Below are 18,405 nucleotides of genomic sequence, written 5' to 3' on the forward strand. Positions count from 1 at the left end.
ATATAGTGTAGTAGAAAGGAGTGTATTCATGCAATTAGACGATAAGACCATTTTAGATTTGGCAGGACAGCTGGGAATCTCCGCTGACAAGAAAACCACTGTGGCTAAGGCTAAATCATACGAACAGAAAAGCGACGCTGAACTTGTATCAGAAATTATGAAAATCAAGAATCAGCTCGAAGCAGCTAATATTCCTTATGAGAAACAGATGGCAGCGGTACAGAGCTTAATGCCCATGATGAATGGACAGCAAAAAGCTCGATTGACAAGAATCATCGAGCTTTTGAAAAAGTAAAGTTTACTGTGTAACCATTCTGGCAATGTCTGTCTGGGTACTGCCGGCAGGGAATGTAAAGGTTGTTGCCTTGATGTTCTCAGGTTTGTACCCTGCAGCATTGCAGACTGACGAATACTCGTCATAAGATGCGAAGAGTTCTGCATCGATAAGACTTTGCACTGCTTCGGTAGCTGTGCCGCCCCGGACCGTGACAGTAATGTCCTTTGTCAGTACGCCGGCTGTCCAGATTTCGTTGGCCTGCTGGGAATTCTCGGGACTGTCGACAGCCTCTGGTTCCGTAGTATCAAGGGTGCCGGTTTCTTCAGCGAGGGTCCTCGGATAATCCATGATGATCTCCATGCGCCACACGATGAGGAGTGCAGCTATAATTAAAATCGCAAGTGCAATAAGAATATCGTTTTTGTCGTAGAAAAAATCTTTTAGTTTTTTCATCAAGATTCTCCTTTCGTCTTTTTCTATATATAATTTAACATACTTTTCGCAAAAGAACAAATACATTTTGCTTTAGAGCGGGGAATGTTGTATAATAAAGGGTATGATTAGGATTGAAATAGGCAAAAACGAGCAGGAACAGCGTTTGGACAAGTTCCTTAGAAAATATTTGGAAAATGCGCCGCTGAGTTTTATCTACAAGGCTATTCGAAAGGATGTCAAGGTCAACGGAAAGCGAGGAAAAGAAGATACCGTGCTGCATTTTGGCGATGAGATATTGCTGTACATCAGCGATGCGGATATGGAGAAGTTCCAAAAGCGCAGAAGGGTGAACCGGACGCGAAGGCAGTTCGGTATTGCTTATGAGGATGACAATCTTTTAGCGGCAGTAAAACCCCTTGGTCTTCTAACTCATGGAGACAGCAGCGAGAAAAAGAATCATCTGGCGAACCAGGTAGTGGATTATCTCATCGACAAAGAGGAGTTCAATCCCAGGCTGGAGAAGACTTTTACGCCGGCTCCAGTCAACAGACTGGACAGAAATACAACTGGTCTGGTGCTCTTTGGAAAAAACGCCATGTCGCTGCAGACGCTAAATCAGATGGTTCGTGAAAAAGATAAAATCCGCAAGATGTATCTGACTATTGTCGGAGGAAGAATGGAAAAGCCTCTTCACCTGATGGACAGGATGGTTAAGAATGAAGAGAAAAACCGCATTGCTGTAGTACCGATAACAGAGAGCGGCAAAGAAATGGAAACTATCGCTGTGCCGCTGCAGTATGGAACCTTTTGCGGCAGAGAGTGCACTCTGGCGGAGGTCGAAATCATTACAGGCAGAACGCACCAAATCAGAGCCCATCTGGCAGCAGCCGGCTATCCTGTGCTGGGCGATTCCAAGTACGGAGACAAAATGATAAATGCAGCAGCAGGCAGAAAATTTGGACTGTCTTGTCAGTTGCTTCATGCGTACAGGCTGAAATTTGAAAACTGTCCGGATAGCCTTTCTTATCTGAGTGGCAAAGAATTCACGGCGGAACTTCCGGAAAGCTTTATGAGAATAAAAAAGCATATTTTTGAACAAGATGAATAGAGGGGAATCACAAAACATGAAAGAGTGGATCAAGGATATTTTATTCGCAGTAGTTATTGCTGTAATTGTAATACAATTTGTTAAACCGACCATTGTCAAGCAAAGCTCCATGGAACCGAATTTTTATGAGGATGACTATCTCTTTGTGAGCAAGCAGTCCTACACTCTGTTTGGTGAGCCGCAGCGCGGGGATGTGGTTGTGGTGCATTCTTCACTGGTACAGGAAAACGGTGAGGAGAAAATGCTCATCAAGCGTATTATCGGGCTGCCGGGAGAGACCATCGATATCATTGATGGAGAGGTGTATATCAACGACAAGAAATTGGAAGAGGACTATCTAAAAGAAGATTTTACTTCGGGCGAGGTGAAACGTCTGGTGATTCCTGAGGGCAAGATTTTCTGCATGGGTGATAATCGAAGAGTCAGCATTGACAGCAGGGACGAAGATGTAGGATGTATTGAGATAGACGACGTCATTGGAAAGGTGGTACTGCGTGTCTATCCGTTCAGCGAATTTGGGATTATTCAAAATCCGTACGATAAATAATATGCAGGAGAGGGAAATCATGGGAAAAAGCAGAAGAGAAAGAAAGAGACAGCGAGAACGTGAAAACCGAATAGACTGGCTGAAATCGGTGCTGTCAGCAAGTGCGGCGGCGCTGATTGTAGTGCAGTTTGTGATCCCTACAGCGGTTTATGGCAGATCTATGGAGCCTGGATTTGAGCATAGGGATTATCTGCTGATTCATAAACAGGCCTATGTAGGGGAGGCGGAGCCTGAAAGAGGTGATGTTATCGTGTTTCAGTCAAAACTTAGAGATAATAACAGAGGAACTTTGAAAAAACTCATTAAGAGAGTCATCGGCGTGCCAGGTGATATTGTAGAGATTCGAGAAGGAAAAGTGTACATAAATGGAGAGGAACTGAAAGAGCGCTATATTAAAGATGGTGTTACTAACGGGGATGTGGGACCTGTTGTCGTACCGGAAAGCAATTATTTCTGCATGGGGGATAACAGACTGCACAGCACTGACAGCCGTTTTTTGGAAGTCGGATTTGTTGAGAAAGACAAAATCGTAGGAAAGGTGGTATTCAGACTTTATCCATTTAGTAAATTTGGAATGATTGGGAGTACACAGTAAATGAAAAAATCAGTCGTCTTTCTGCTCGCCGTTATATTAGGTACAGGTGCAGGGCTTTTAGTATCTCTAGCTTTTCAGATTACGGAGGTTACGGACCACAGCATGCTTCCAGCCTATGAGAACGGAGATCAGGTGCTGGTTAGCAGGCTTGCGTTTGCGGGGAAAAAAGGACCGCAGCAGGGCGATGTGATTCTGATGAAGAACAAAATTTATGCGGTGTCCGGCGAAAACACTGTCATGTTGAAACGCGTTATTGGTGTAGAGGGTGATCGGATTCTGATTACGGAGGGGCAGGTCTATGTAAATAATCAGAAGCTGGACGAAGAATATGTGTTTACGCAGGGTATCAGCGGCGATATGGAAGAGATACAGATTCCCGCAGGGAAGATTTTTGTGATGGGAGATAATAGAGCAGCCAGTACAGACAGCAGACATGAATCTGTGGGGCTGGTTGATGAAGAGGATTTACTGGGAAAGGTGATTTTAAAATGGTAAAAAGACAGAAGAAGATGGTGGCAAACAACAAAAAAGCGCGCCACGATTATTTTATAGAAGAGGTTTACGAAGCGGGTATCGTGCTGACGGGCACAGAGATTAAGTCCATTCGTGCAGGAAAGGTCAGCATCAAGGAAAGCTATGCAAAAATTGAAAAGGGTGAGATGATTGTCTACGGTATGAACATCAGCCCCTATGAGCAGGGTAATCGTTTTAATACAGAACCTTTGCGCCCGAAAAAACTTCTCTTACATAAGCAGGAAATCAGAAAGCTGATTGGATATACAACGCTGAAAGGTCTGACTTTGGTTCCGCTGAATTTATATATCAATGAAGACGGACGGGCGAAGATGGAGCTGGCGGTAGCGCGCGGTAAGAAAAATTATGATAAGCGTGACGACATGGCAAAGAAAGACGCGGCTCGTAAAATCGACCATGCCATGAAGCAGAGGTGGTAGTATGCCAAGTTTCACCAAGCAAGCGATTAAAATGTCTTTTATGAAGCTGCTCAGCGAGCAGCCGCTAAATAAAATCAGCGTTCGCAGTATCGTAGAGGAGTGCGGTATCAATCGAAATTCTTTTTATTATCACTTCCAGGATATTCCTGCTCTGATGGAAGAAATCATTGTGGAACTGGCTGATGGGCTGGTAAAAAAATATCCAAAGATTGAGTCCCTGGAGGACTGTATCAGCGAGGCTTTTGACTTTGCCCTGCATAACAAAAAAGCGGTCTTACATATTTTCAATTCTATGAATCGAGACCTCTTTGAGCGGTATTTGATGAAATCCTGCGAGTATATTGTCAGAACTTATTTGGATACGGTTTTTGGAGAGAGCCTTGTCAGTGCTGAAGACCGGGAAATTGCCATTCGTTTTTTCCGTTTTGAACTGTTTGGAGCTGGTCTTGATTGGCTTTCCCGCAGTATGCCGGAGGATTCTATTGAAGAAATTCATCATTTGATTCACCTATGTCATGGATTGTCCGATGAGATGATCAGGAGATGTAATCAAGCAGAAATTTAGTCACATTAGACCCCGTTGCCTAATTTTTAGGCAGGGGTTTTTCTTTTGCCCATTTTTAACCAGAAGAAAATCTGGTAAGTTAAATACAGAAAGAAAAAGCGCTGTAGATGTTTGATATGAGATGGAAGGATGGATAGTGATGCGTTCAGTTGCACCGATGAAAACAGCGAAAATCGGATACATTGTCATTTCCCTTGGTCTATGCGTGCTGGGGATTTTGCTGATTACAGCACCGGTATTGTCTAAAGCGCTGCTGGGCAGCTGCTGCGGCATACTGTTTCTGCTGTTTGGCGCAGTCAAACTGGTTGGATACTTTTCAAAGGACCTGTACCGGCTGGCATTTCAGCACGATTTGACACTGGGCATTCTGCTTCTGATTCTTGGCGGTGTGATACTGGTACGACCTGAAAGTCTGATGTTATTTATCTGTATCACCTTTGGCATATTTATGGTGATAGATGGACTTCTGAAAATACAGGTTGCCGGTCAGTCGAGAACTTTTGGCATAGGAAAGTGGTGGCTGATTTTTGCAAGTGCGGCAGTTACAGAGGCTCTTGGACTTGTCCTGCTGCTGCGTCCGGGTGAGGGTACGGATTTGCTGATGATTCTACTGGGCATAGGCATGCTTTCGGAGGGGATTTTGAATCTTAGCACAGTTATTACAGCGGTAAAAATTATCAGACATCAATGGCCGGATATGATAGAAAACGTGTATTGCGAGGAAAAGGAGGACTGACAGAAAATGCGTTTTTCAAGGGCGGTGGTCAAACACCGGATTACGATTTTAATTGTTGCGATTGTTTTAATGGTTCCTTCCCTGTTTGGAATGCTGGGAACGAGAATCAATTATGACATGCTGGATTATTTGCCGGAGGATATGGACACGGTAATTGGTCAGGAAGAACTTTTGAGCGACTTCGGAAAGGGTGCTTTCTCCCTGATTGTAGTGGAAGATATGGAGGATAAAGATGTAGCGGTTCTTTGTGAAAAGCTTGAAGAGGTGGATCATGTAGAAAGTGTCCTGTGGTACTCCACGCTGGCGGATATTTCCATTCCGATGGAGATGGTGCCGGATAAACTCTTCGATGAATTTAATGAGGGAGATGCAACTCTGATGGCGGTCTTCTTTGACAGTGCTACCAGTGCTGACTCAACCATTGATGCAATTGCTGATGTGCGCAGTGTCTGCGGCGAGCAGTGTTTTGTATCGGGCATGTCGGCGTTGGTAACGGACTTAAAAAATCTGTGTGAACAGGAAGAACCGATTTATGTAGGGCTTGCAGTGCTTTTTGCAACGGCAGCCATGGTGCTGCTTTTGGACGGCTGGCTGGTGCCTTTCGTATTTCTTGTCTCGATTGGCATGATGATTTTGCTCAATTTAGGAACGAACTATTTTTTTGGAGAAATTTCATATATAACAAAGGCTCTTTCGGCGGTTCTGCAGCTAGCGGTTACCATGGACTATTCCATCTTCCTGTGGCACAGCTACAGTGAGCAGAGGGCGCTTTATGACGACCACAAGGAGGCCATGGCTGTCGCAATCAGAAAGACCCTGGCAAGTGTTGTTGGAAGCTCTATTACTACAGTGGCAGGCTTTGCGGCACTGTGCTTCATGAGCTTCACTCTGGGTAAAGACTTGGGCATTGTCATGGCAAAAGGTGTCATCTTCGGCGTTATCGGCTGTGTGACTGTATTGCCGTCCTTAATCCTTGTACTGGATAAACCCCTTTATAAGACAAAGCATAAATCGCTTATTCCCGATATGGGAAAACTGGCAAAACGTGTGACAAAAGTCTTTCCGGTGCTTCTTGCAGTCTTTATTGTTGCAGCGCTGCCAGCGATTTACGGGTACAGCAAAACCAATGACGAGGTTTACTATGACATGGGGAAATGTCTGCCGGATGATATGGAATACGTCATTGCAAATTCTAAGCTTTCGGAAGAATTTAATATCGCTTCAACCCATATGGTGCTTGTGGACGCAGATCTGCCTTCTAAAGAAGTTCGCGCTATGATGAAGGAAATGGAAAAGGTTGAGGGTGTAAAATATGTCCTTGGCATGGAATCAGTCCTTGGCAGTATGGTGCCTGAGGAGATTTTACCAGAGGGAGTCAAGGGAATTTTAGAAAGTGATAAAAGTGAACTGCTACTGGTCAATTCGGAATATGACGTTGCCAGTGATGAAGTGAATGATCAGATTGACAGTCTGAATAAAGTGCTGAAAAGCTACGACGAAGAGGGTATGCTCATCGGAGAGGCTCCTTGCATGAAAGATATGATAGAGACCACCAACCACGATTTTCAGGTGGTAAATGCGGTATCGATTATTGCAATCTTTCTCATTATTGCGCTGGTCGAGGGAAGTATTTCCCTTCCGTTTATCCTGATTGCGGTTATTGAACTCGCAATTTTTATCAATCTCGGAATTCCTCACTTCCTGGGACAGTCGCTTCCGTTTATTGCGCCGATTTGCATCAGTACCATTCAGCTAGGGGCGACGGTGGACTACGCAATTCTGATGACGACCAGATACAAAACGGAGCGGCTTTCCGGGAAAGATAAGAGAGAAAGTGTTACGACTGCTCTTGCAGCTTCTATCCCATCTATACTCGTATCGGGAACAGGGCTCTTTGCTGCGACCTTTGGAGTGGCAATTTACTCGGATATCGACATCATCAGCTCCATGTGTATGCTGATGGCAAGAGGTGCGGTAGTCAGCATGATATGTGTTATCTTCCTGCTGCCGGCGCTGCTTATGCTCTGTGATAGATTGGTCTGTGCAACGACCAGGGGAATGAAACATGTAGTTAGAACAAATTCGGAGGTGTCAAATCTATGAACAATAAATTAAAAAAATGCTTAGTGGTGGTTTTGTGCATTGCTCTTACTGTGGGCAGCGGTGTGACTATGGCATACGCCGATGATGGGGAAGACGCGAATCAGAAAGAAGAAACGGTTTACGTTCTTGCGGAAAGCGACGGTTCCGTGCAGAAAATCATCGTCAGCGACTGGTTGAAAAACCTGACAGGAAGCCAATCTCTCTACGACAAGTCAGCTTTGACAGATATTGAAAATCTGAAAGGTGATGAGGAGTGTAAGAACGAAGGAAAGTCAGGAAAAATTTGGAATGCTGAGGGAAAAGATATCTATTACAGGGGCAGTATAAAAAAAGAACTGCCGATTAACATGGAGATTTCCTATAAGCTGGACGGAAAAGACATCGAGCCAGAAGAACTGGTCGGAAAAAGCGGCGAAGTGACCATTCGCTTTGACTATGAAAACAATCTGTATGAGATGGCAAAAGTCGGCGGCAGAACAGAGAAAATCTATGTGCCTTTTGCGGTACTGACCGGTATGGTTATGGACAATGACGTTTTCAGCAATGTGGAAGTTTCCAGCGGAAAGGTGATTAACGACGGGGAACGTACCGTTGTGGCAGGCATGGCGCTTCCGGGACTTGCAGACAATCTTAATGTAGATTCTTCTGACCTGGAGCTTCCGGATTATGTCGAAGTGACCGCTGATGTGGACAAATTTGAAATGACTAATACGGTAACCGTAGCGGACAGCAGCATTTTTGCTGACTTAGATACAGGAAAGATAGGTTCGGCAGATGAACTGGCAGGTGCCCTTAATCAGTTGACAAATGCTATGAAACAGCTGCTGAACGGTTCATCACAGCTTTACGACGGACTGGATACGCTGTTAGATAAATCGGGACAGCTGGCGCTGGGAGTTCATGAGCTGGCTGCAGGCGGAAAAAGCCTGAAGGCTGGCGCAACAACTTTACAAAACGGGGTGCAGGAACTTTCTGGGGGTATTACAGGATTAAAGGATGGATTGACAACATTAGACGGCAACAGTGCAGCTATCACTACAGGTGCAAAGCAGGTATTTGAGTCTATGCTCGCAACAGCAGACGCACAGCTTGCAGCAGCAGGGGCAGCGCTTCCAAAATTGACCATTGAGAATTACAGTCAGGTGCTGGAAGGAGCAGCAGCGGCTGCTCCCGACGCCGGTTCTGCGCCAATTCTTGCACTGAAAGCGCAGCTGGATAGTTATAACCAGTTCTACCTAGGCTTGCTGCAGTATACGCAGGGCGTAGCGTCTGCAAAGGCCGGCGCTGAGCAGCTGAATACAGGGGCAGCGCAGCTTACGAAAGGCACAAAGAGTCTGTACGACGGTGTCAACGCACTGAATACAGGTATTAGGACTTTAGATAAAAATATGCCTGCCTTGGTAGATGGTGTAACGGAGCTTCGCGGCGGCGCTAAAAAACTGAACAATGGGCTGAAAGAATTTGATAAAGAGGGAATTCAGAAGCTGGCAGGAGCTGCCGGCGGAAATATCGGAGACTTACTCGATCGAATGAAGGCTACCGTAAACGCTTCCAAAGCTTATCAGTCTTTCTCAGGCATTTCTGACGACATGGACGGACAGGTGAGATTCATATACCGTACCGAAGCGTTGGAAGAGAAATAAATATAGGGAAAAAGAAACCAGCTGGCGGATTGCGCCAGCTGGTTTCTTAGCATATATATTGATAACGTTTATTTGCTCATCAAAATATTATCCAGTGTTTCCAAGAGGGTTTCAATATCAATTGGTTTTGCGATGTGATCGTTCATGCCGCAGCGCAATGCCTCTTGCTTATCTTCTTCGAAAGCATTTGCAGTCATAGCGATAATTGGAATGGAGGCAAGCTCCCTGTTTTCCAGCTTTCGTATTTTCTTGGCAGCCTGATAGCCGTTCATCACTGGCATCTGAATATCCATCAGCACCAGCTGATAATATCCAGGCTGGGAAGATTTTAGCATTTCTACAGCAATTTGACCGTTTTCAGCAACCTCTGCAGTAAGACCGGCTTCTTCTAAAATAGCTACTGCAATCTCCTGGTTCAGCTCATTATCTTCTACAAGAAGAATATGTCCGCTGCGCAGGATTTCTTTTGAGTCAAGAATGTCATCGGTAGCCTGCTCTTTCTTCACAATGGAGTGGAGACAGCCTCTGAGTTCTGACAGGAACAGCGGCTTGCTGCAGAATGCGGTAACGCCGGCTTCTCTTGCCTCTTCTTCAATATCGGACCAGTCATAAGCGGTGAGAACAATAATCGGAACTTCCTTTCCGGTTTCCTGACGGATTCTCCTGGCGACTTCAATACCATTCATGTCAGGCAGCAGCCAGTCGATGATGTAGACAAAGTAATGATCATTTCTTGAAACTGACTGACGGGTGCGCAGCACTGCTTCTTTTCCTGACATAGTCCATTCTGCCCGCAGTCCAATCTGCTGCAGCATGCAGGAAACGCTGTCACAGGTGTTGTAATCATCGTCTACGACCAGTGCACGTAACCCGTTGAGCTCTTCGATTGCAACCGGTTCTTTTCTGCCGGCCTCATCCAGTCGCAGGGTCAGACAAACGGTGACTTCTGTACCAACGCCATGTTCGCTCTGGACGTCGATGGTACCGTTCATCATATCGACGATATTTTTCGTGATCGCCATGCCAAGTCCGGTGCCCTGAATGCCGCTGCTGGTAGAATTCCGTTCCCGTTCGAACGGTTCGAAGATATGGGCGACAAATTCTTTTTTCATGCCAATTCCCGTATCTTTGATGTGGAATTCAAAATTAGCAAAGCCCGGCGAAGCACCTGGTTTTTCGATGACTTTCAAGCTGACCATGCCGCCTGCACCGGTGTATTTGATAGAATTGCTCAGAAGGTTTAGGAGTACCTGATTGAGCCGCAGCCGGTCACAGCAGATCTGCTCGTTTTGGATGTCGATGGCGTCCAGATACAAGTCAAGCTGTTTGGCATTGATATCCGCCTGGATGATATTGTGCAGTTCGTGAAGGATTTCCGGCAGACTGCAAGGCTGTTCTTCCAGATGAATTTTGCCGCTTTCGATTCGGCTCATATCCAGTACATCGTTGATCAGACTCAGCAGATGATTGCCGCTGGTCATGATTTTTTTCAGATATTCTGCCACCTGCTCTTTACGGTCGATGTGGGTGATTGCCAGTGCTGTAAAACCGATGATTGCGTTCATCGGCGTACGGATATCGTGGGACATGTTGGAGAGGAAGGTGCTCTTGGCTTTGTTGGCACGGTTTGCCTGCGAAAGGGCATCTTCCAGCAGTGCCTTTTTCTCTCTTTCGTCCCGCATTTCCTCATCCAGACAGCGGAATCCCAGTACGATGCTGTGGGTCTTGTCCCAGTCTCCAGCCCGTACTGCTTTCATCTGGAAATAGCGGATTTCGCCGCAGCAGGTGGTACGGTAGTTGATATAGCACATATCTTTTTCGGAAAGTTCCTGTTCCAGATGGGCTTTCGAAGCGGTTTTTCGGAACGCTTCTTTATCTTCTTCGTGAATGCTTGTGGCTGCATACTGTTCGAGGCAGGTTTCCAGAGACAGCGCATCATGAAAGATGGCAGGCATGATGCCATTTTTACATTCGCCCATACGCAGGACTTTGCCTTCGCCGGTGTCTAAATCGAAGAAGCAGACCAGCACATACTCGATACTGAGGGCATGCACCAGTTCCATCTGCCGACGCTGATCTTCCAGGCGCTCTCGCTCTTCTTGCAGTCTCTGTGCAGTACGGTCTAACAGATATCTCTGATAATAACGTTCACCATTTTCTTCGATGAGTTTGATATTGCCGGTTACATAGAGAATTTCGCCGTCTGCATGCTGCACACGATAATCGACACTGACGTTGTCGCCTTCCTTTTTAAGGGACTGAATGGATTTCCGCAGTCGCTTTCTATCTTCTTCGAAAACAGTGGAAGCCACCAGGTCAAAGCCGTCTGCAAGGAGTGCCTGCTCGTCGGGATAGCCTAGAATGCGCAGCGCAGCCTGATTGATGCTGAGAATCCTGGAACCGTCCAGGCTGTGGCACATGATGCCGCAGTCCATGGTAGTAAACAGCATCTCCAGAGTTTGATTCTGCTGAATCAGTTCATCGGCGTAAGCCCGCTCCTGGGTGATGTCGATACCGATGCCCATGGTGCCCATAACAGTGCCGTCCAGATTGTATAATGGTGATTTATATGTAGTTAGAATTTTGGTTTCACCGCTGCTGAGAATGGTCTCTTCGGAAACGCAGGTTTCTTTGGTTTCCATGACGATGCGCTCCGATTCGATGCAGGCAGGATCGTCATGTTCTACGTCCCAGATATAAGCATGACCGCGACCTTCCACCTGCGCTTTGGTCTTGTTGACGGTTTGACAGAAACTGTCGTTGACTTTTTTGTGAATGCCGTCTTTGTCCTTATACCAGATTAAATCCGGTGTGCTGTTGATGGTGGTTTCTAGGTACTGGCTGGTCTGCCAGGCGTCTTTCTGCGCTTTGTAGTCCTGATACCATTTTTGGATGCGGAACATTAATAACGCGTCGGAAGCGGATTGCGACCAGATATCGGTCAGTGCTGAAACGCAATCTGTGAACGCTTCCACGTCTGTATCCTCTGCCGTAAGCAGGATGAGCTGCGCCTCCGGCTTTTTCCACGTCAGCAGCTGTGACAACTGCGCTTGTAAATCTGCTGTCAGCAGACTTGCGAAAATGACATCAGCTTGTGATGCTGAGACTTTTTCGACCCGATCACTTTCGAGAAATGCATGGGAAAACTGTGAAAAAGGGGTCAGTGCCCTGAGCTGTTTCAATACCCGATGCCGGTCGCCGATGCAGTAGAATCGTATATGACAATGGTACATAAAACGAATATCCTCCCTAATTTGTGGCTTGCGATTCTGTGATGGCATGATTGCATACCTATTCTAAATTTTACTGCGCTTGCGGGGTAATGTCAATGTTTTAAGAGGATTTGAAATGGAAAATAGTAGCCGCAATCGTATTTTGGGGAATTTTTTCGTTATTTACAGAAAAACGGAAAAAATACGTTTTATATACAGAAAAAATACGCTTCTCAGATACAATCTTAAAATAGGAGGAGCACAAGAGAACGATGAATAGAACATTCTATTATAACGGAACAATGATTACGATGGATTCTGACCATCCCATGGCTGCAAACTTTCTGGTTGAAGATGGTGTGATTCAGGCAGTGGATGTGGACGAGGAGGACATTGGTTTTACAAGGCAGGATGAAATGACGGAATGGGTTGATTTGCAAGGCCGCGTGGTAACACCCGGGTTTCATGACAGTCATATGCATCTGGTGGAGTATGGGTATAATCAGCGGTATTGTGTGGACTTATCGGAAGCCGTTTCTGCAGAAGATGTGGTGCGGCGTATGCGAGCATTCATTGCAGAACAGCAGATTCCTGCAGGAAGCTGGATCATCGGAAGCCGTTGGAATCAAGAACATTTTCCGGACAAACGACTGCTTAGCCGGGAAGATTTAGACCGCGTTTCAGACTGTCATTATGTCTTTGCCAAGCGGGTCTGCATTCATATTGCGGCGGTAAACAGCAAAGTTTTGGAATTGGCAGGAATTGACCATAATACCTATCTGGACAATCAGAATATCGGCAGATATCCTGACGGTATGCCAGATGGGAGAATTTATGAGGATGCGATTGCTGACATGGTACTGGTGCATAAACCGGCGCTTTCCGTCAAAGAAATTGAACAGATGATTGAAGAGACGTTAAGGGAAATCAAGGCAAGGGGCTTTACGGCGGTGCAGTGTGATGACATGAAAGCGTTTTCGGATTTTACGTCGAAAGAGAGAATTTTACGTGCCTATGATAACCTGCGAAAGCAGCAGCGCCTGCCTGTACGCGTGTTTGCGCAGATTCAGGTATCTTCCCTGGAAGAATTCCGGCAGTTGCAAAAGATTCTTGTAGAGATTGCTGATGACCAGTGGTTCTCCTGGAAACGATTAAAACTGATCTTGGATGGCTCTTTGGGTGCTGAGACGGCAGCATTAACCGTACCTTACAGAAATCGCAGGCAGCGGGGACTTCTCAATTTCAGCGATGCAGAGTTAGAGTTGCTGGTTCGGGAAAGTTATGAAAGCGGGATGCAGCTGTTATGTCACTGTATCGGTGATAGAGCAATGGAACAGGCCATACGTGTGATCACGCCTTTCCAAAACAAGTATGGAACAGATTGCCGCCCTAGACTGGTGCATTGCCAAATTGCGACGGAGCCTCTTTTAGACCGAATGGCGCAAGCGGGGATTTTGGCAGACATTCAGCCGGCGTTTGTACCGACCGATTATGCAGTGGCGGAGCAGAAACTGGATCTTCGTCAAGCATATGCGCTTTATGCATGGCGCACCATGTTAGAAAAAGGTATGATGATTAGTGGCAGTTCGGACTGCCCGGTGGAGCGCTGCGATGCGCTTTACGGGATGCAGGCAGCTGTTACCAGGATGGATTTGCAGGGGAGACCGACTGGCGGATTTTTACCGGAAGAAAGGCTGTCGCCTTATGAGGCATTGGCGCTTTATACAAAGGCGCCTGCCTATACAGTAAAAATGGAAGGACAGATGGGGCGCATTGCGCCAGGCTACTTCGGTGATTTTACTGTACTGGATGGAAATCCGCTTCTGGTTCCTCCGCAGCAGATCCATAGTATTTCTATCGTAGAAACCCACTGCGGCGCGTAGTGGAGAAAGGAATCAAATATGAAGAAAGTATTTATCAATGCCAACGGATACACCATGGATGCAGCAGAGCACCGCTTTGAAGCCGTTGCGGTAGAAGACGGGCTGATTACGTGTGTTGGTACTAATGAGGCGGTGCAGGAAGCAGCGGGGACCGCATGCCAGATCATCGATCTGCAAGGAAAGACGGTACTGCCAGGATTTAACGACAGCCATCTGCACCTTTTGAGTTATGGGTATAGCCTGGAAGTCGCAGATTTAAATGACTGCCGGAGCCTGGATGAATTGAAAGACCGTTTGCGCCGCTATATCAAGGAGAATGGAATTAAACCCGGCCAGTGGGTAGAAGGCCGCGGATGGGATCAAAATCAGTTTGATACTAAGAAAATGCCGACAAGAGAGGACTTAGACGAGGAATTCGGCGCATATTTTTTGGTATTGACCAGAACCTGTGCACAAATTTGTGTCGTAACCACCAACGTGCTGGAACTTGGCGGTCTGCTGCACAAACCACAGCAGATTGAGGGCGGTATGATTCTGACAGACGCCCATGAAGTGGCAACAGGCGTGCTGACTGGACTGGCAACGGAAATCATTTACAGAATGATTCCAACGTTGGGGGTAGAGCGCATTAAAAAGTGTATTCTTGCGGCGTGCAATCGTTATGTTTCAGCGGGAATGACTTCTGCGCAGACCGATGATTTTGAACTGCTTCGTGCTGGCCATTTTACAGAAATTTTGCAGGCATACGAAGAACTTGACAGAGAAGGGCTGCTGCCGATTCGCGTCAATCTAATGCTGCACCTTGCCACGTTAGAAGAACTTTCTGATTTTCTGGCACTTGGGTATCGCACAGGAGACGGAAGCCCGTATTTTCGGATTGGACCGTTTAAGACGATTACAGACGGGTCGTTGGGAGGAAGAACTGCTGCCTTGCGGGCACCATACAGCGATAATCCGGAAGGAATGGAAGAAAATATGGGTGAAATGTATATCAGTCAGCAGGAACTGGAAGCACTAACGCAAATGGCTTTTGACCATGGTCTGCAGCTAGTTTCAGACGGCATCGGAGATAGAGCCATGCGAAGCGTACTGGATGCATTCATTAAGATTATAGAAAAGCATCCAGAAGAAGATTTGCGCTTTGGTATCGACCATTGCCAGATTACGACAGAAGGGATTATTGAAGATTTTGCCAAATACCATATCATCGGCGGTCTTGAACTGATCTTTTTGGCTTCTGACATCGCCATTGTAGAGGAGCGGGTCGGAGCACAGCGGGCAAGTATGTCCTATAACTGGAATCGGTTTAAAACGCAGGGCGTAACAATTGCAGCAGGTTCGGATAGTCCAGTAGAGGAATACAGTCCGCTCCACGGAATTTATGCGGCAGTTACCCGCTGTACCTATGATAAAACACCGAAGGGTGGTTATCATGCGGAACAGAAACTCAGTGTACACGATGCCATTCATGCCTTTACGACAGGACCTGCATATGCGACATTTGAAGAGGACTGCAAGGGAACGATAGAGGTTGGAAAGTATGCGGATTTTGTTGTCCTAGCGCAGGATTTGTATGAAACTGCGCCGCTGGATCTGGCAGAAGTACAGGTCGCGATGACAGTCGTAGGTGGAAAGGTTGTTTATGAAAAATAATCCAGATTATATTTTATATAACGGCAATTTTATTTCAATGGAAAGACCGGATAAGCAGTACTGTGCCATTGGGATTACGGGTGAGACGATTACGGAGGTATGGGAAAAGCCATGCAGGATGCCGAAACGGTTTTTTGGTACGAAGATGCTGGATTTGGAAGGCAGAACGGTTTTACCTGGATTCATTGACAGCAATGTCCATATGGTACAGGGCGGTTTGATGCAGTACTGTGTGGAAATTAAAGCGGATACCAGAGAAGCCTTTCTACAGCAGCTGCAACAGAAAGTGCAGGCATTTGAAGCGGGAGAACTGATTTGGTGTATTGGCTATAATGAGGATACTGTGGAATTGAATCGATGGGATTTGGATCAAATTACTTCCATACATCCTGTTGTGGTCAGCAAGACAGAATTCCATAAAACGATTTTAAATACTTCTGCTTATAATTTACTTAAAATTCCCTATAGTATTTCTGGCATTCAGCGGGATGAAAAAGGGATGCCCACAGGGGTTTTGCAGGGAGAGGCCAGCGGATTTGCAAGACGGAAATTATACACCTGTTTTGTAACGGATGACATCCGAAGACTTGCCCTCGCAGATATGGAGCGAAAAGCGTTCCGCTGCGGCATTACAACGGTCAATGCTATGGAAGGTGGCGCCTTTTTTTCAAATCAGGATATCCGCATGGTGCAGCGGTTTGCAGAGCACAGCAGGCTGGAAATTTTTCTGTTTCCGCAGACCATGGATGTGGCAACGGTACAGGCGGCAAAACTGCCGCGGATTGGAGGCAATATATATCTGGACGGTTCTATTGGATCTCAGACGGCGGCACTGTATGAACCTTATATAGATGGTGAGCACCAAGGGGTACTGTATTATTCACAGGAAGATGTAAATCAGTTTGTGCTGGAAGCCCATACTGCCGGCCTGCAGATTGCATTGTCGTGCATCGGACCAAGGGCGATTGAACAAGCGTTGGCAGCTTTTGCTGCGGCATTTGAAATAGCAGGCAGAAAAAATTTGCGTCACAGGCTGGAACTTTTTGTTCTGCCGACAGAAGCACAAATCACCTGGGCGATTTCTATGGGGCTGATTTTGTCTATGCGAGCTAATTATGACAGGCAGTGGGGCGGTGCGGAAGGTAAATATGCTGCACTGCTTGGGGATCGGTGGAAGGGAACCAATCCCATCGGCGCTGTGGTGGCGCAGGGAGGCATTGTGGCGGGTGGTTCTGAATATGCAGTTACACCGTTGAACCCTCTAAAATCAATTGCTTCTTGCCTGCTGCATCACAATGCAGTACAGCAGCTTTCCCTTTATGATGCGCTGCGGACCTATACTGCAAACGGTGCCTATGCCAACATGGCAGAAGACAGAATTGGAAGTCTTGGCATCGGTATGCAGGCAGATCTTGTCGTACTGGATCAAAATCTGTGCACCCTTTCTCCTGCAGAAATTGAAACCCTTCGCGTGGAAATGACCATTAAAAAAGGGGAAATTGTATATGCGCGGGAGGATGTATTATGGAAATAAAAGTTTACCTTTTGCAGAGACCGCACATTGAAATCGATGGACGAGAGGCGCTTGCCAAATTGAATCACAAAGCGCTTGCGATGATTTTTTATCTGGCGGCCAGGAAAGGGCAGATGGTTTCTAAAGAACTGCTCAGTGAAATTTTTTGGCCAGAACTGCCAGAAGAAAATGCTCGCTCTAATTTGCGGCAGAGCCTTTCTTATATTAGAAAAATCTGTGCAGAAGAATGGGGTGGACAAGAGGAGGCATCGATCATTTTTTCGGAGCGGAACATGTGCAGTCTTAATGCATCTTTAGGCGTTTTCGTGGACGTGGCAGAATTTCGCAAAGCGCTGAAAGCAGCGTCTGTTTGTGACAGCAGGCAGGAGAAAATTCGGCATTTGCAGCATGCAGTGAATGTACATGGCGGCAGCTTTTTAGACGGTATATCGGTGCGTGGAAGTGTGGCTTTTGAAGAGTGGGTTATGATGGAGCGGGAATCGGTAAATCAGGCATTTATTGATGTATCGAAGCAACTGGCGTTTCTGTATCGGGAAAATGGACAGTTCGCCCAGGGGATTTCCTGCCTGAAAAAACTGCTGCTGATGGATCCGCTGCTGGAGGAAGTCCATTTGCAGCTGATGGAACTGTACTGCCAGAACCAGGAGCGGGCAAAAGCAATCTGCCAGTACAAAGAGTGTGTGCGCATTCTTGGTGAAGAGTTAAATATTGGTCCTATGGAAGAGACGCGGGCTCTCTACAGAAAGATTCTTGAAGATGCGCCGGTGGAAATGGGACACATTACGATAGTAGAAGAGAAAGATGATTTATGTGAGCTGCAGCTTTATACTGCATCTGCACAGCCAATAGACTTTGAAGGGATTTATCGTATGCTGGAGCCAATCATCGAGGAGGATGTGAAAGTGCCAACTTATCTCAAACCAGGGCTGGCCATGTTGTTTCCTCAATATTCGGAATGGCTTGCAGCACAGAATTTGTCGGAATCGTATCTTTTTTACTGCATTAAAAAACTGCTGCAGGAGATCAGTCTCAAAGGGAAAGTGGAGATTCAGGTGTCCCATCCTAAGAGACTGGATCAAAAGTCAGCGCAGCTGTTACAGTATCTGATTGGCAATCTGCATATGGCAGATGTTGATATTCATATGTTTAAGGAGGAATAAC

The 18,405-nt window shown here is 46.3% G+C and carries 16 protein-coding genes; 14 read left to right on the plus strand and 2 right to left on the minus strand.

The window, feature by feature from the left end; translation table 11 throughout:
* The first annotated feature begins 28 nt into the window (after positions 1-28).
* Complete coding sequence (locus D1155_RS08915; RefSeq protein WP_160202049.1) at positions 29-295, plus strand: hypothetical protein; 267 nt, start codon at positions 29-31, stop codon at positions 293-295.
* Between the two features lie 3 nt (positions 296-298).
* Here the strand turns inward: D1155_RS08915 and D1155_RS08920 are convergent, their stop codons facing one another.
* Positions 299-730, minus strand: coding sequence for a hypothetical protein (locus D1155_RS08920; protein ID WP_160202050.1), 432 nt, complete (start codon positions 728-730; stop codon positions 299-301).
* A 103-nt stretch (positions 731-833) separates the two neighbouring features.
* On the opposite strand from D1155_RS08920, the gene D1155_RS08925 reads away from it, so the two are divergent.
* From D1155_RS08925 to D1155_RS08965, 9 genes are all read left to right on the plus strand, one after another.
* Entirely contained in the window at positions 834-1,820 is a 987-nt protein-coding gene (locus D1155_RS08925; protein WP_160202051.1) for an RluA family pseudouridine synthase, read from the plus strand.
* 16 nt (positions 1,821-1,836) lie between these two features.
* Positions 1,837-2,367 (plus strand): signal peptidase I, encoded by a 531-nt coding sequence (gene lepB / locus D1155_RS08930; protein ID WP_243151058.1) that lies wholly within the window; start codon positions 1,837-1,839, stop codon positions 2,365-2,367.
* Between the two features lie 19 nt (positions 2,368-2,386).
* Complete coding sequence (gene lepB / locus D1155_RS08935; protein ID WP_160202053.1) at positions 2,387-2,962, plus strand: signal peptidase I; 576 nt, start codon at positions 2,387-2,389, stop codon at positions 2,960-2,962.
* Positions 2,963-3,457, plus strand: a complete 495-nt coding sequence (gene lepB, locus D1155_RS08940) for a signal peptidase I (protein ID WP_160202054.1) — start codon at positions 2,963-2,965, stop codon at positions 3,455-3,457.
* Positions 3,451-3,915 (plus strand): SsrA-binding protein SmpB, encoded by a 465-nt coding sequence (gene smpB, locus D1155_RS08945; RefSeq protein ID WP_160202055.1) that lies wholly within the window; start codon positions 3,451-3,453, stop codon positions 3,913-3,915. Before lepB (D1155_RS08940) ends, smpB begins: the two co-directional genes overlap by 7 nt.
* A gap of 1 nt (position 3,916) precedes the next feature.
* On the plus strand, positions 3,917-4,480 hold the full coding sequence (locus D1155_RS08950; protein ID WP_160202056.1) for a TetR/AcrR family transcriptional regulator C-terminal domain-containing protein: 564 nt from the start codon (positions 3,917-3,919) through the stop codon (positions 4,478-4,480).
* A 139-nt stretch (positions 4,481-4,619) separates the two neighbouring features.
* On the plus strand, positions 4,620-5,216 hold the full coding sequence (locus D1155_RS08955; protein ID WP_160202057.1) for a DUF308 domain-containing protein: 597 nt from the start codon (positions 4,620-4,622) through the stop codon (positions 5,214-5,216).
* A 6-nt stretch (positions 5,217-5,222) separates the two neighbouring features.
* On the plus strand, positions 5,223-7,319 hold the full coding sequence (locus tag D1155_RS08960; protein WP_160202058.1) for an MMPL family transporter: 2,097 nt from the start codon (positions 5,223-5,225) through the stop codon (positions 7,317-7,319).
* The gene (locus tag D1155_RS08965; RefSeq protein WP_160202059.1) at positions 7,316-8,962 is read left to right on the plus strand and encodes a hypothetical protein; all 1,647 of its coding nucleotides are present in this window, start codon (positions 7,316-7,318) and stop codon (positions 8,960-8,962) included. The genes D1155_RS08960 and D1155_RS08965 overlap by 4 nt, the downstream gene beginning before the upstream one ends.
* A 68-nt stretch (positions 8,963-9,030) precedes the next feature.
* Here the strand turns inward: D1155_RS08965 and D1155_RS08970 are convergent, their stop codons facing one another.
* Positions 9,031-12,195, minus strand: a complete 3,165-nt coding sequence (locus D1155_RS08970; RefSeq protein ID WP_160202060.1) for a PAS domain-containing hybrid sensor histidine kinase/response regulator — start codon at positions 12,193-12,195, stop codon at positions 9,031-9,033.
* Positions 12,196-12,446: 251 nt separating this feature from the next.
* Between D1155_RS08970 and D1155_RS08975 the strand changes: the two genes are divergently transcribed.
* Genes D1155_RS08975 through D1155_RS08990 form a run of 4 tightly spaced genes read left to right on the plus strand, consistent with a single transcriptional unit; the run spans position 12,447 to position 18,404 of the window.
* Positions 12,447-14,057 carry an amidohydrolase gene (locus D1155_RS08975; RefSeq protein ID WP_160202061.1) on the plus strand — a complete coding sequence of 537 codons (1,611 nt, stop codon included), beginning with the start codon at positions 12,447-12,449 and terminating at the stop codon, positions 14,055-14,057.
* Between the two features lie 18 nt (positions 14,058-14,075).
* Positions 14,076-15,710 (plus strand): amidohydrolase, encoded by a 1,635-nt coding sequence (locus D1155_RS08980; protein ID WP_160202062.1) that lies wholly within the window; start codon positions 14,076-14,078, stop codon positions 15,708-15,710.
* Positions 15,700-17,244 (plus strand): amidohydrolase family protein, encoded by a 1,545-nt coding sequence (locus tag D1155_RS08985; protein ID WP_160202063.1) that lies wholly within the window; start codon positions 15,700-15,702, stop codon positions 17,242-17,244. The genes D1155_RS08980 and D1155_RS08985 overlap by 11 nt, the downstream gene beginning before the upstream one ends.
* Positions 17,235-18,404 carry a BTAD domain-containing putative transcriptional regulator gene (locus tag D1155_RS08990; protein WP_160202064.1) on the plus strand — a complete coding sequence of 390 codons (1,170 nt, stop codon included), beginning with the start codon at positions 17,235-17,237 and terminating at the stop codon, positions 18,402-18,404. The genes D1155_RS08985 and D1155_RS08990 overlap by 10 nt, the downstream gene beginning before the upstream one ends.
* The last annotated feature ends 1 nt before the right edge of the window (position 18,405 follow it).

The sequence above is a fragment of the Anaerotruncus sp. 80 genome, from assembly GCF_009936115.1.
Taxonomy (GTDB): domain Bacteria; phylum Bacillota; class Clostridia; order Peptostreptococcales; family Anaerovoracaceae; genus Senimuribacter; species Senimuribacter intestinalis.